Source organism: Gordonia iterans (assembly GCF_002993285.1).
GTDB lineage: Bacteria > Actinomycetota > Actinomycetes > Mycobacteriales > Mycobacteriaceae > Gordonia > Gordonia iterans.
The window spans coordinates 1957646-1970752 of sequence record NZ_CP027433.1; the positions used below are offsets into that span (position 1 = coordinate 1957646).

At 71.2% G+C, this 13107-nt stretch carries 14 protein-coding genes; 11 read left to right on the plus strand and 3 right to left on the minus strand.

Annotated elements, in window-relative coordinates; all coding sequences use genetic code 11:
• The first annotated feature begins 15 nt into the window (after nucleotides 1–15).
• The 8 genes from C6V83_RS08935 (at nucleotide 16) to dprA (ending at nucleotide 7063) form a co-directional block, all read left to right on the plus strand.
• Entirely contained in the window at nucleotides 16–1263 is a 1248-nt protein-coding gene (locus C6V83_RS08935) for a hypothetical protein (protein WP_105942108.1), read from the plus strand.
• Between the two features lie 187 nt (nucleotides 1264–1450).
• Nucleotides 1451–1792, plus strand: a complete 342-nt coding sequence (gene rplS / locus C6V83_RS08940) for a 50S ribosomal protein L19 (RefSeq protein ID WP_105942109.1) — start codon at nucleotides 1451–1453, stop codon at nucleotides 1790–1792.
• Nucleotides 1793–1939: 147 nt separating this feature from the next.
• Nucleotides 1940–2815: a signal peptidase I gene (lepB, locus tag C6V83_RS08945; protein ID WP_407646275.1), complete on the plus strand. Its 876-nt coding sequence runs from the start codon at nucleotides 1940–1942 to the stop codon at nucleotides 2813–2815.
• Between the two features lie 30 nt (nucleotides 2816–2845).
• On the plus strand, nucleotides 2846–3502 hold the full coding sequence (locus C6V83_RS08950) for a ribonuclease HII (RefSeq protein ID WP_105942110.1): 657 nt from the start codon (nucleotides 2846–2848) through the stop codon (nucleotides 3500–3502).
• Nucleotides 3502–3822 (plus strand): DUF2469 domain-containing protein, encoded by a 321-nt coding sequence (locus C6V83_RS08955; RefSeq protein WP_105942111.1) that lies wholly within the window; start codon nucleotides 3502–3504, stop codon nucleotides 3820–3822. Before C6V83_RS08950 ends, C6V83_RS08955 begins: the two co-directional genes overlap by 1 nt.
• Nucleotides 3823–3995: 173 nt before the next feature.
• Nucleotides 3996–4403, plus strand: a complete 408-nt coding sequence (locus tag C6V83_RS08960; RefSeq protein WP_105942112.1) for a YraN family protein — start codon at nucleotides 3996–3998, stop codon at nucleotides 4401–4403.
• Between the two features lie 9 nt (nucleotides 4404–4412).
• Nucleotides 4413–5924, plus strand: coding sequence for a YifB family Mg chelatase-like AAA ATPase (locus tag C6V83_RS08965; protein ID WP_159067484.1), 1512 nt, complete (start codon nucleotides 4413–4415; stop codon nucleotides 5922–5924).
• A gap of 5 nt (nucleotides 5925–5929) precedes the next feature.
• On the plus strand, nucleotides 5930–7063 hold the full coding sequence (gene dprA, locus C6V83_RS08970; protein ID WP_105942113.1) for a DNA-processing protein DprA: 1134 nt from the start codon (nucleotides 5930–5932) through the stop codon (nucleotides 7061–7063).
• Nucleotides 7064–7085: 22 nt separating this feature from the next.
• Here the strand turns inward: dprA and C6V83_RS08975 are convergent, their stop codons facing one another.
• A complete protein-coding gene (locus C6V83_RS08975) occupies nucleotides 7086–7766 on the minus strand; it encodes a DUF6891 domain-containing protein (RefSeq protein ID WP_105942114.1) in 681 nt (226 codons plus the stop codon).
• Nucleotides 7767–7922: 156 nt separating this feature from the next.
• On the opposite strand from C6V83_RS08975, the gene C6V83_RS08980 reads away from it, so the two are divergent.
• On the plus strand, nucleotides 7923–8765 hold the full coding sequence (locus tag C6V83_RS08980; protein WP_105942115.1) for a siderophore-interacting protein: 843 nt from the start codon (nucleotides 7923–7925) through the stop codon (nucleotides 8763–8765).
• Nucleotides 8766–8805: 40 nt separating this feature from the next.
• Here the strand turns inward: C6V83_RS08980 and C6V83_RS08985 are convergent, their stop codons facing one another.
• The gene (locus tag C6V83_RS08985) at nucleotides 8806–10251 is read right to left on the minus strand and encodes an MFS transporter (RefSeq protein WP_105942116.1); all 1446 of its coding nucleotides are present in this window, start codon (nucleotides 10249–10251) and stop codon (nucleotides 8806–8808) included.
• A 217-nt stretch (nucleotides 10252–10468) separates the two neighbouring features.
• On the opposite strand from C6V83_RS08985, the gene C6V83_RS08990 reads away from it, so the two are divergent.
• The gene (locus tag C6V83_RS08990; protein ID WP_105942117.1) at nucleotides 10469–11356 is read left to right on the plus strand and encodes a tyrosine recombinase XerC; all 888 of its coding nucleotides are present in this window, start codon (nucleotides 10469–10471) and stop codon (nucleotides 11354–11356) included.
• Between the two features lie 12 nt (nucleotides 11357–11368).
• On the opposite strand, the gene C6V83_RS08995 is transcribed toward C6V83_RS08990, so the two are convergent.
• Nucleotides 11369–11980, minus strand: a complete 612-nt coding sequence (locus C6V83_RS08995) for a M23 family metallopeptidase (protein ID WP_105942118.1) — start codon at nucleotides 11978–11980, stop codon at nucleotides 11369–11371.
• A gap of 245 nt (nucleotides 11981–12225) precedes the next feature.
• On the opposite strand from C6V83_RS08995, the gene rpsB reads away from it, so the two are divergent.
• Nucleotides 12226–13047: a 30S ribosomal protein S2 gene (gene rpsB, locus C6V83_RS09000; protein ID WP_105942119.1), complete on the plus strand. Its 822-nt coding sequence runs from the start codon at nucleotides 12226–12228 to the stop codon at nucleotides 13045–13047.
• Nucleotides 13048–13107: the final 60 nt, after the last annotated feature.

Consider the following 13107-nt stretch of genomic DNA (forward strand, 5'->3'; position numbering starts at 1 on the left):
TGCGTCTAAGGGAGCATGACACCCCGATCTGACTGGGCGGTCGCGATCGACGTCGTCCTGGCCCGCATCGATTCGATGGATCCCGGCGGCGCCTCGGCCGACGCCGCCGAACTCGTGCGTATCGCGAACGCCGCGCAATCGATCGGGCAACGCCTCTGGATCGGGTTCGGTGCCGGCGAGTACGTGCTGGCCGGGCGTGGTGCGGTCGCGGCGGATGCTGCCGGGGTCGAGCTCTCCCGGCGTCTGACGGACAGCGCTCGGCCGCTTCAGTGGGCAGGGCGGAATCTGACGGGCGCCGCCTCCGACCTCGCTGCGACCGCAGCGGTCAGGCCGCAGGTCATCGCCCTGCATGCCGTGAACTCCGGGAACGTCGCCCAACACCTGCAGGCCAATCAGATGATCGCGGCCGTCATGAACAGTGTCTACAGCGATCCGATGGCCGGGCACGCGGACCTGTCCGGGGCGGTCCCCCCGGCCGGGGCGGACGGACGCGACGCCGCTGAACGGGTCGGCCCCGCGGGACCGCCGGCTGCGGAGACGTCCCGGGCTCCGGGGGCCGCGCCGAACCGGTCGCCGGGCCCGCTGGACGCCGCGGGCCCGGTTCCGGCGGCGCCTGCACCGGGCCGCGCGCCGCCGTCGCCCGGCCCCGTTCCCGTCGGCGGGGAGCCGGGCAGCCCCGGTGCGGCCGGTACCGCGCCGCCCGCGCCGCCCGGCCCGGCCGGCACCGGCGCGTATCCTGCCGGACCGACTCCGGCCCGAGTGGTCCCCGCAGCCCACGGGGCTCCCGGCGTCGTCCCCGTAGCGGGACCACCGCTCGGCGTGCCGCCGGTGGGCGGTGCGCCGCAGGGTCCGGCGGGGCTGTGGACGCCCGGAACGGTATCGGGTCCCGCTGTGGCGACGCCTGGACCCACCGCTGCGTCCCGGGTGCCGTCGCCGACAGGTCCGGCGTCCGGTGTGGCGCCGCCGGGGTCGACACAGTCCCGGCCGTCGGCCGTCGCGCCGTCGCCGGGCGCGCGCGGGTCGTCGGGTCTTCCACCGGCAGCGGGCCTGCGCGGGGCCCGCGAGGACGAGGAGCGACGTCGCCCGGACTACCTGGTGTCCACGCAGTCCGCGGTGGACCTGATCGGGCCGTTGCCGCTGGCCGGGCCGCCCGTGCTGGGGGAGCCGACCGCAGGCGCACCCGATGCCTCTGACCCGGAGCTGGACGGGTCCGGTCCGGTCGACGCGGACGAGGACGATCAGGACCTGGACCTGACTCTGTGATCGGGAGGCGTAGGCGTGAGCGGGGATTTCATCTCCGGGCGGCGGTCTGGCAGAATAGGTCGGGTTGCCCGCCCGCCGGGCACCGACTACTGACACGGGCACGAACCGGTCGATCCGTCGCGGCGCATCCGCCGCGCGCTCGGGCGCCAGGTTCCTCTGCACCACGCAACGCCAGATTGGATCCATCATGAACACTCTCGACTTCCTCGACAAGCAGTCTCTCCGTGACGACGTCCCCGAGTTCGGCCCCGGCGACACCGTCGACGTCCACGTGAAGGTGATCGAGGGCTCCAAGGAGCGCATCCAGGTGTTCAAGGGCGTCGTGATCCGCCGCCAGGGCGGCGGCGTCCGCGAGACCTTCACCGTGCGCAAGGTGTCCTTCGGCGTCGGCGTGGAGCGCACCTTCCCGGTGCACAGCCCGAACATCGCCAAGATCGACGTCGTCACCCGCGGCGACGTCCGTCGCGCCAAGCTGTACTACCTGCGCGACCTGCGCGGCAAGGCTGCGAAGATCAAAGAGAAGCGCTGATCCGGCGGCGCCGCTGAGCTGCGGCGCCACCCGTGAGCGGAAGACCCTGGACCCGAGTACGGGTCCGGGGTCTTCGGCGTTCCGGGGCCCGGCACGGCCGCGGCGTCACCGGTCGCCGGTGCGTTAATCTGGTTCCTTGTGAGCGACATCGACGCCGAGCCATCGTCTGAGGACGGAAACCAGCAGGATCGGCACCAGCCGGAGGATCCGCAGCGGCATGCGGCCGCCGGATCGGCGGGGAGCGCGCCGCCGCCGCAGCCGCAGGAGACCGGTGACGCGCCCCGGTTCCAGATCCGCGACGAGGCCGACGGGGAGGACGGCGACGGGGACGAGAAGAAGGGCGGTCTCCTCAAGGAGATCGCGATCATCGTCGCGATCGTCCTGGTCCTGATGTTCGTGGCGACGCAGTTCCTGTTCCGCCAGTACGTGGTTCCGAGCGAATCGATGGAGCCGACGCTGCACGGCTGTTACGGCTGCACCAACGACCGGATCGTGATCGACAAACTCACCTACCGCTTCTCCGACCCCCAGCCGGGTGACGTGGTGGTGTTCAAGGCGCCGACCGAGAGCTGGGACGGCGGTTGGAGTTCGCCGCGATCGACCAACGCCGTGATCCACAAGCTGCAAGACGCGCTCGCCCTGTTCTCCCTGCAGCCGCCCGACGAGAACAACCTCGTGAAGCGGGTGATCGCCACCGGTGGCCAGACCGTCGAGTGCCGCGCCGAGGACGGCAAGGGCGTCACCGTCGACGGCAAGCCGCTGAACGAGCCCTACATCGACCAGGAACTGCAGAACGACGCAGAGATGGGCAGCTGCCACGGCAGCGACTTCGGACCGATCACCGTGCCGAAGGATCACGTGTGGGTGATGGGCGACAACCGGTCCAACTCGGCCGACTCGCGTGCGCACGTCGACGACGAATACCAGGGCACGGTGCCGGTGTCCGACATCCGCGGCAAGGTCCGCTTCATCCTGTATCCGTTCTCCAGGATGGGCGGCGTGGGCTCGGTCGACCCCCAATAGCGTCGGGTCGGGAAGGTCGAATTGGCTCGCGTGACGTCTCGGACGTGGCCGCCCCGTACCACCGTGCGCCGGGCGGCGTCGCTGCGCACGTACGAGTTCACTTTGGAGCGCAGCGGCCTCGGCCCGGTCGCGGGAGTCGATGAGGCCGGGCGCGGCGCCTGTGCGGGGCCGCTGGTGGTGGCCGCCTGTATCTTGAGTCCGACCCAGCTCAAGTCTCTCGCCGAGCTGGACGATTCCAAGAAGCTGTCGGAGACGATGCGCGAACGGCTCTACCGTGCCGTGACGCGGCACGCGGTCGCCTGGAACGTGGTCACGATCCCGGCGGCGGAGATCGACCGCATCGGCATCCACGTCGCCAACATCCGGGGGATGCGCCAGGCCGTCGCCGGGTTGGCGGTGCGACCGGGCTACGTCCTCTCCGACGGGTTCACCGTTCCCGGGCTGCCGGCGCCGTCGCTGCCGGTGATCGGCGGGGACGCCAACGCGGCGTGCATCGCCGCCGCCTCGGTGCTGGCCAAGGTCAGTCGCGACCGGATCATGGCGGGCCTCGACGACGTGCACCAGGGGTACGACTTCGCCGTGCACAAGGGCTACAGCACGGCGCTCCACATGGCCCGCCTCGACACGCTCGGGCCCTCGCCGGAGCACCGGATGTCCTACAAGAACGTGCGCGCTAGGCTTGCCTGATGAGCGCTGAAGATCTCGAGAAGTACGAAGCCGAGATGGAGTTGTCCCTGTACCGCGAGTACAAGGATCTGGTCGGGCAGTTCTCATACGTCGTGGAGACCGAACGCCGGTTCTACCTGGCCAACGGCGTGAATCTGGTGCCGCGGAACAACGACGGCGAGGTCTACTTCGAGATTCACCTGACCGACGCCTGGGTGTGGGACATGTACCGGCCGGCGAGATTCGTCAAACAGGTCCGCGTGGTGACCTTCAAGGACGTGAACATCGAGGAGCTCGAGCGGTCGGAGCTGCGGCTGCCCGACGAGCCCCCGATCGGGTGAGGCCCGGCGCGGACGGCACCGGCGAGCCTGTCGGGTCGGCGTCTGCGCGCCTCGCTCCCTGACGCAGCGGTCGTGTCAAGGCCCCGAGCGGATGTTGTGGACAGCAGCAGTTGTCCACAGCCCGGTGCCGGCCGTGGGTGACGCCCCCGGACGGCGGACACCATGATTCGTCCATGGGGGATAACAACACGGTGCGCCGCGATCGCCGCCGACACGTGGGCCGGATCGGCGAGGATCTCGCGGCGGAGTTCGTCCGAGCGCGAGGGTGGCGGATCCTGGACCGCAACTGGCGGACACGCTACGGCGAGCTCGATCTGATCGCCGCCGACGGCAGCACCCTGGTGATCGTCGAGGTGAAGACCCGGGCGTCGCGCACGTTCACCGATCCGGTGGCCGCGGTCACCCCGCCCAAACTGCGGCGGATGCGCCTGCTGGCCCGACAGTGGCTCGCCGAGCAGCCCGACGGCGCGCCGTGGTGGGAGGTGATCCGCTTCGACGCGGTGTCGATTCAGCTCGACCTGAACCACCCCGAGGACCGCTCTGCGGCCCGGTTGTGCCATCACGCCGGCCTGGTCGAGTGAGGGCCTGCGATGCGTGTCGTGGGAAACGTCCATTCGATGGGCCTGTGCGGGTTCGTGGCCTCGCCGGTGGAGATTCAGGGAAACATCGCCTCCGGGCTTCCGGGGGTGACCATCAGCGGCAGCGTCGACGGCTCGCTGCGCGAGGCCAAGGACCGTGTGCGGGCAGCGGTGGTCAACAGCGGTCTCAAGTGGCCGGAACTGAAGGTCACGGTGGCACTGGCCCCCGCCGACCTGCGGAAGGAGGGTTCGGGATTCGATCTCGGCATGGCGCTGTCGGTGCTGATCGCCGACCGGTCTGCCGATCCGGAGCGGCTGGTCGGCACGGTGGTCCTGGGCGAGCTCGCCCTCGACGGCCGGGTGCGTCCGGTGCGCGGCGTGCTGCCGCTGCTGCTGGCGGCCCGCGACGCGGGGTTCCGGCGCGCCGTGGTCCCGGTCGGCAATCTGCGCGAGGCCGCGCTGGTCGACGATCTGTCGGTCGGTGGCGCACAATCGCTGTCGCAGGTGGTCGCGTGGCTGGCCGGGATGACGACGCTGGACCCGATTCCCGACGGCAAGCCCGGGCCGCCGCCGCCGATCCCGGACATGGCCGACGTCGCCGGGCAGTCCGAAGCGCGCCATGCCCTGGAGGTGGCCGCGGCGGGCGGGCACCACGTCCTGATGACCGGCCCGCCGGGCATCGGCAAGACGATGCTGGCTTCCCGGCTCCCCGGGATCCTGCCTCCGCTGCTTCCGGAGGAGGCGCTGGAGGTGACCGCGATCCATTCGGTGGCCGGCACGCTGCCGTCGCACCATCCGCTGATCACCGTGCCGCCGTTGGTCGCCCCGCATCACAGTGTGACGTCGACGGCGCTGCTGGGCGGTGGCACCGGCATGGCGCGGCCCGGAGCGGTCTCGCGGGCCCATCGTGGCGTGCTGTTTCTGGACGAGTGCGCCGAGATGGGCCCCAAGGTGCTCGACGGCCTGCGCCAGCCGCTGGAGGAGGGGCGTGTCACGGTGTCGCGCCGCGACGGGGACGCGAGCTATCCGGCGCGGTTCTTGCTGCTGCTCGCTGCGAACCCGTGCCCCTGTGCGCCCGCGCACGACGTCGACTGTGTGTGCACCTCGATCGCGCGGCGGCGCTACCTGGGGAAGCTCTCGGGCCCGCTCCTGGATCGCATCGACATCCGGGTGCAGATGGAGCCGCCGGGCAGCACCATGCTCTTGAGCGAGCGAGGCGAACCGTCCGCGACGATCGCGCGACGCGTGGCTGCGGCGCGCGAACGCGCACGGGAGCGCTGGCGCGATCACGGCTGGCTGACCAATGCTGAGGTACCGGGAAAGGCTCTGCGACAGGACTTTCCGCTGGCCCCTGATGCTCTCGCGCCGATCGAGAAGTATCTGCGGGACGGGCGGGTGACCGCGCGCGGCGCCGATCGGGCACTGCGGCTGGCGTGGACGCTCTGCGACCTGCGCGGCGGTGATCGGCCCGGCCCGGACGACGTCGCGCAGGCCTTGCTGTACCGCGACCGAGAGCTCCGGTGAGCGCGATGGACGAGCGGGAACTGCGCGCGTGGGCATACCTGACGGCGGTCGCCGAGCCGCCGTGCGCGCCGCTGATCGACCTGGTGCAACGGCACGGCGTGATCGAGGCGGCCCGGATGGTCAGGTCGCGCGCGGTGCCGGCCGGGCACAGCGCGGCGCTCGTCGCCACCGAGGCGCGCTACGCGACCGACACCTCTGCCCGAGACCTGGAGACCGCGGCCGCCCTCGGCGCTCGGCTGGTGACCCGTGAGGACGACGAGTGGCCCGCCTGGTGCCTGCTGGCGCTGGATCAGGCGAGCACCGCGGCGCGCGGGGGCGCCCCGCTCGCGATCTGGGTCCGGGGGCCGCGATCACCGGTGGAGGCGACGGCCTCGGCGATCGGGCTCGTCGGCTCCCGGGCGGCGACGTCGTACGGCGAGCACGTCGCCGGCCGGATGGGCTCAGAGCTGGCCGGCGCAGGCTGGTGCGTGGTCTCGGGCGGGGCCTTCGGGATCGACGGCGCGGCCCACCGGGGCGCGCTCGCCGCGGGCGGTCCGACCGTCGCCGTGCTGGCCTGCGGAATCGATCGCGACTATCCGGCCGGCCATGCGAAGCTGTTGTCCGAGATCGCCCGCCGGGGTCTGGTGATCAGTGAGTACGCGCCGGGCACCACCGCGGCCAAGCACCGGTTCCTCACGCGCAACCGGCTGGTCGCCGCGCTGGCGGGGGCGCTGGTGGTGGTCGAGGCAGGACGGAGGTCCGGGGCGGCCAACACCGCGGCGTGGGCGAGACATCTCGGGCGTCCGCTCGGGGCGGTTCCGGGCCCGGTGACCAGTGCGACCTCGGTGGGGTGTCATCAGATGATCGCCGACGGCGACGCCACGCTGGTGACCGACGCGAAGGCCGCGATCGCGCTGGTCGACGTCGACGGTCGTGACACGCATCTGCCGTCGCCGCCCAAGCCCACCGACGACCTGGATCCCGTGCAGTTCCGGGTGATCGAAGCGCTCCCGGCCCGGGGCGGGCTGAGCATCGACGAGATCGCGTTCGTCGCCGGGCTGCCGGTGACGCAGGTCCGCCCGGCGTTGGCCGTCCTCGAAGTGAAGGGCCTCGTCGAATCGGCGGCCGGTGTCTGGGTGCTCGCCGGGACGGCAGGCTGAGACGGGCAGGGCCGCGGGTGGCTCAGACCGGCTCGGCCATCGGCACGACGAAGTCGACGCCGGTCAGTTTGATACGGGTGTCGAGGTCGCCGTTCCACTCGATCCCGACGCCGTGTCGTCGCAGGACGGGGAGCACGACGTCGTTCATCAGCCCGACGGTGACGCGTGCGTAATTCTCCTCGCGCTGGGTGTCGGTCATGGCGCCCCAGTCGTGTTCGGTGAAGAACGCCGGAAGGAAGGCGCCGTAGTTGAGGTAAGTGCTGCGCTCTTCGAAGATGCTGTCGGTGTCTTGCGTGTGGAAGAAGACGTAGCCGCGCCACTCCCGGGTGTCGTCACGCTCGGCGAAGATCTCGGAACTGCCGCACGTTCCGCAGCAGGTGAAGTCCGCGCGCGCGACGATGCCGTGGTCCGCGAGTTCGGTGAAGCCGCGGTCCAGCGCAGTCCCGGGCACCGGCAGCCCCCACCGAGCCTGCTGATCCCGGCGGGCGAGGATCACCGACCGGAACCACTGCGCGGCCCGTTCCTCGGGGATCCCGGCTGCCTCGAGCTCCTCGGTGAAGTGCTCCAGGTACATGTCGACGCCGTTCTCCCCGCGCAGCGCCTGCTGCCAGGTCTGCTCTTCGACGTAGTCGGCGTCCTCACCGAGGTCCCAATCCTGGGGAAGGGCGTATCCGTCGGGTCGGGCGTAGAAGTCCGGAGTCATGCGACCTTTCTACCCGGCGATCGCCCGAGTGACACGACCGGTCGATGAATCGGCGGGTGCCCCAGGTGCCGTCATCCCCGGCGCGTGGGTCATTCCACACATCGGAACTTAGGGTGGCCTCACAAAGTGTTCGGGGCCCCGGGTAGCGTGGTGGGCATGGCGCGCAGACTGAACACGATGACCGTCCAGCGGACCGAGCGGCTCACCGACCACCTGGTCCGTGTGTGGCTCGGCGGCGACGGCTACGACCGCTTCGTCGCGACCGGCGACACCGACATGTACGTCAAGCTCATTTTCCCGCCGCCCGGGACCGACGTCGCCTATCCCGAGCCGCTGGACATGGACCGGATCGCCGCGGAATTCCCGCCGGAGCAGCAACCGGTGCTGCGGACCTACACCATCCGGTACGACGACCCGCAGGCTCGCGAGATCGCCGTCGACTTCGTGGTCCACGGCGACGAGGGGATCGCCGGCCCGTGGGCCGCGCGCGTGCAGCGGGGGGAGACCGTGCACTTCTTCGGACCGGGCAGCGGCTACCGCCCGGATCCAGACGCCCCGTGGCACCTGCTCGTCTCCGACGAGGCGGGCCTGCCGGCCTTGGCGGCGGCGCTCGAAGCGCTCCCGCCGTATGCCGTCGCGAAGGTCTTCATCGAGGTGGGCGGCCCGGAGGACGAACTCGATCTGAACGCCCCGGCGGGGGCCGAGATCACGTGGGTGCACCGGGGAGCCTCCTCGGACGCCGTCGGCGAAGACCTGGCCGGCGACAACGCTCCGGTGATCGAGGCGGTCCGGGCGGCGCAGTGGCTCGACGGCGAGCCGCAGGTCTTCATCCACGGCGAGGCACAGGCGGTGATGAAGAACCTCCGCCCGTACGTCCGCAAGGAGCGGGGCGTGAGCGCCAAGCGGGCCGCGTCGATCTCCGGGTACTGGCGCCGCGGTCGCACCGAAGAGGGTTTCCGCCAGTGGAAGGCCGAGCAGCGCGCCGTCGGCGGGGCCTGACACGCAGGGCCCGCGCCGGGCGACGGCGTCGGGCCGGCGCTCAGACCACCGGCTGCTCGTCGACCGGGGCCTTCGCCGGTATGACCAGGGCGGTGGCCGCGGCCACCGCACACGCGCCCAGCGCGATCGCCGCGCCCCACACGTAGGCGGCGGAGGTCGGCAGCGACACGGCGGCGCCACCGGTGCGGACGACGGTGGTGGAGGCGGCCAGGATCATCCCGATCGCCGCGGTCGCCAGTGACGTGCCGACCGCTCGCATCAGGGCGTTGACTCCGTTGGCCTCCCCGGTGTGCGACACCGGCACCCAATTCATGATCAACGCGGGCATGGCGGAGTAGGCGATGCCGAGGCCGGCGCCGGAGAGGATGTTGGCCGCCAGCAGCCACAGCCAGCCGGTCCACGGTCCGGTGATCATCACCAGCAGCACGACGTAGCCGCCGCCCATCACCACTGAGCCGAGCGCCAGTGAGACGCGGGCCCCGAAGCGGCTGGTCAGCGCCGCCGATACCGACGAGAACACGAACATCACCAGGCCACCCGGCATCAGGACCAGGCTGGCGAGCACCATCGAAAGGCCGAGACCGGTGCTGCCTGCGTCGCCGGCCGCGGTCGGGGCCATCAGTATCTGGATGGGAATCATCTGCATCGCGTAGAAGGCGAAACCGGCCGCGATAGATGCGACGTTCGTCAGGGCCACGGCGCGCCCGGTGTTGAGTCGGAGGTCGACCAGTGGATCGGGGACGCGCCACTCCCATCGGCACCAGAGGGCAGCGGCGACGAGGAAGCCGCCGAACAGCCCGAGCGTCACGGGGCTTCTCCATCCCCATTCGTCACCCTTGGACACCGCCAGCAGCACGCAGGTCAGCAGGACGGTGAGGCCGAGTGCGCCGACGACGTCGAAGCGGCCGCCGGTGGGCCGGCCGCGGACCGGCACCGTGAAGACGACGGCGACGCCGGCCGCGAGGGCAACGGCCGCCGACACCCAGAACAGCGCATGCCAGTTCAGCTGTTGGGCGATCACCGCGGCGAACGGCAGACCGAGCGAGCCTCCGACGCCGAGTGAGGCGCTCATCGCGCCGACCGAGGCTCCGAGCCGGTCGGCGGGCACGATGTCGCGCATCAGTGAGATTCCCAGGGCGATGGTCCCGATGCCGAGTCCCTGCAGCCCGCGCCCGATGAGGAACACGACCAGGCCCGGCGCCAGCGCACACACGGCGGAGCCGACTGCCACCGCCGCCATCGAGGCGACCACCATCCGGCGTTTGCCGAACATGTCGCCGAGCCGCCCGGCGATCGGGGTGATCACCGCGCCGACGAGGAGCGTGATGGTCAGCGCCCAGGAGGCGTTGGTCGACGACGTCTTCAGGAGCGTCGGCAGTGCGGGGATCAGCGGCACGATGATCGTCTGCATCACTGCGACGACGATCCCGGCCGCGCACAGGACGGCGACGGCGAGGCGGGGGTGCTTCTCGGGGCTGGAGGTCATCACGGCGGCGATTCGTAAGCGGGCTCGGCAGCGAGCGATGGACGGGACACGAGGGGAGTAAGCGCTCGCTCATCGACGGTATACGTCGACTCGTTCGCCGCGCACCCCGACCGGTGCGTACCCGACGAGAACGCGGGCCGGCGCCTGGTGCACGGGCCGGCGCCTCCGGCGAAACGGGTCGAACCGCCGTTCGGCTCGGCGGCCTACACTGGCGGTCATGGCCGAGGTGCTCGACGAGTTCGCGCAACACCTGCGGCTCGAGCGCGCTCGTAGCGAGCACACCGTCCGGGCCTACACCGGCGACGTGCGCGGCCTGATCTCCTACGCCGGTGCACGCGGGGTAGCCCTCTCCGCGATCGATCTGTCGCTCTTGCGGGGGTGGCTCGCCGAGCAGACGCGGCGCGGCGTCGCCCGTACCACCGTCGCCCGCCAGGTGTCCTCCGTCAAGACCTTCTGTGCGTGGGCGGTACGCGAGGGCATCCTCGGATCCGATCCGGCCGCCCGCCTTCAGGCGCCGAAGGCGCATCGAGCACTGCCCGCAGTGTTGGGCCCCGAGCAGGCGGCGCGAGCGGTCGAGTCACTCGCCCGCGACGACGACGGCGGGCCCCTCGTCCTCCGGGACCGACTGGTGCTCGAACTGTTGTACTCCTGCGGTATCCGGGTCGGCGAACTGTGCGGCCTCGACCTCGGTGACGTCGACGCGGCGCGGCGGGTGCTGCGCGTGATCGGCAAAGGCGACAAACAGCGGTCAGTGCCCTTCGGGGTGCCCGCCGAAGAGGCCATCGACACGTGGCTGCGACGTGGCCGGCCCGCGCTGGCGACCACCGCGTCGGGGGAGGCGCTCCTGCTCGGCGCCCGCGGAAGGCGGCTCGATCAGCGGATGGCGCGGACCGTCGTGCACCGGGCGACCGCGGCGCAGGGCGCCGACGTCGGGCCGCACGGCCTGCGGCACAGCGCAGCGACCCACTTGCTGGAGGGCGGTGCCGACCTGCGCGTGGTTCAGGAACTGCTCGGGCATTCGTCGCTGGCGACCACCCAGCTGTACACGCACGTCAGCGTCGAACGACTGCGTGCGGTCCACGACCAGGCCCATCCGCGGGCCTGACGGACCCGATCCTCACCGGGGTGTCCCCGCAGGTGGCTCACCGATCGGTTTCAATCGCACCCGAACGGCGCCGACCAGTGCCAGGGGATTGAGGTAGTGCGCGGTGCGGCCCGCTCCGCGCCGGGCGCCCCAGTGCAGGCACGCCGTCGCCGCGCAGCCGGGGTGTCCGGCGTCCAGATAGCCGAGCACTTGACCGAGGCCGACGGTCTCGCCGGCCTGCACCACTGCCCGGACCGGCTCATAGGTGGTGATGATCCCGTCCGGATGCGACACCGACACGGTCGGGCGGCCGGCCACCGCGCCGGCGAAGCGCACCGTGCCGGCACCGGCGGCGAGGACTGCCGCGTCGGCCGCCGAGCCCAGGTCGACGCCACGATGACCGGGCAGCCAGCGCTGTGCCGGGGGATCGAACCCGCGAACGACGGCTGGTCGCGGCGCCAGCGGCCAATCGTAGGCGGCGTGCGGAGCCCCCGGGGCCGTCGTGCCGGTCCCGGCGAGCAGGACGCCGATCAGGAGCAGCACCGCCCGAATCCGGGAGCGCGGGCTGGTTCTGCGGCGCAGGCTGGTCGTGGGGTGCGGCGTGGTCCTACGGCGCAGGGTGCGCGCGCGAGGCGGTGTGCTCATACAAGGTCAGACGCAGCGGGGTCCCGTCCGGATCCGTTTTGGTCCTCCGGCGTGTCGCGGCGTAGAGTGGACGATTGCATCCCGCCGGGCTTCGGCGGGGTGACTTCGCGCGTCCGCGCGTCCGGCCCCACGGCCGGACACCACGGCACGATCACACGGTCCCGGGTTTCCGGGCGGATCGACCGGCGGACGCCAGGACCGGCGCCGCCCCGGCGTCCGGTGAGAACCGAGATAAAGGAATACCCATGGCAGTCGTGACCATGCGGCAGCTGCTCGACAGCGGCGCCCACTTCGGACACCAGACCCGTCGCTGGAACCCGAAGATGAAGCGATTCATCTTCACCGACCGCAACGGCATCTACATCATCGATCTGCAGCAGACGCTGACCTACATCGATCGCGCCTACGAGTTCGTCAAGGAGACCGTCGCCCACGGCGGCACCGTGCTCTTCGTCGGCACCAAGAAGCAGGCGCAGGAGTCGATCGCCGCCGAGGCGACCCGTGTCGGGATGCCCTACGTCAACCAGCGCTGGCTGGGCGGCATGCTCACCAACTTCAACACCGTGCACAAGCGTCTCCAGCGCATGAAGGAGCTGGAGGCGATGGAGCAGACCGGTGGCTTCGAGGGTCGCACCAAGAAGGAAATCCTCATGCTCACGCGTGAGAAGAACAAGCTCGAGCGCACGCTCGGCGGCATCCGCGACATGGCCAAGGTGCCGTCGGCGCTCTGGGTGGTCGACACCAACAAGGAGCACATCGCCGTCGGCGAGGCGCGCAAGCTGAACATCCCTGTCATCGCGATCCTGGACACCAACTGCGATCCGGATCTGGTCGACTACCCGATTCCGGCCAACGACGACGCCATCCGCAGCACCGCGCTGCTGACCCGCGTCATCGCGTCGGCAGTGGCCGAGGGCGTTCAGGCCCGTGCCGGCCAGACCGCCGGCGACGCCAAGCCGGAGGCCGGCGGCGGCGAGCCCCTCGCGGAGTGGGAGCAGGAGCTCCTGGTCACCCCCGAGGTGGTCGTCGAAGAGACCGTCGTCGCCGAGGCGCCCGCCGCTGAGTGATCGCCTTTAGGCTGATCACGGCAGAACCCATCCACTTCTTTCCCGAAGGGAGTCGCCACC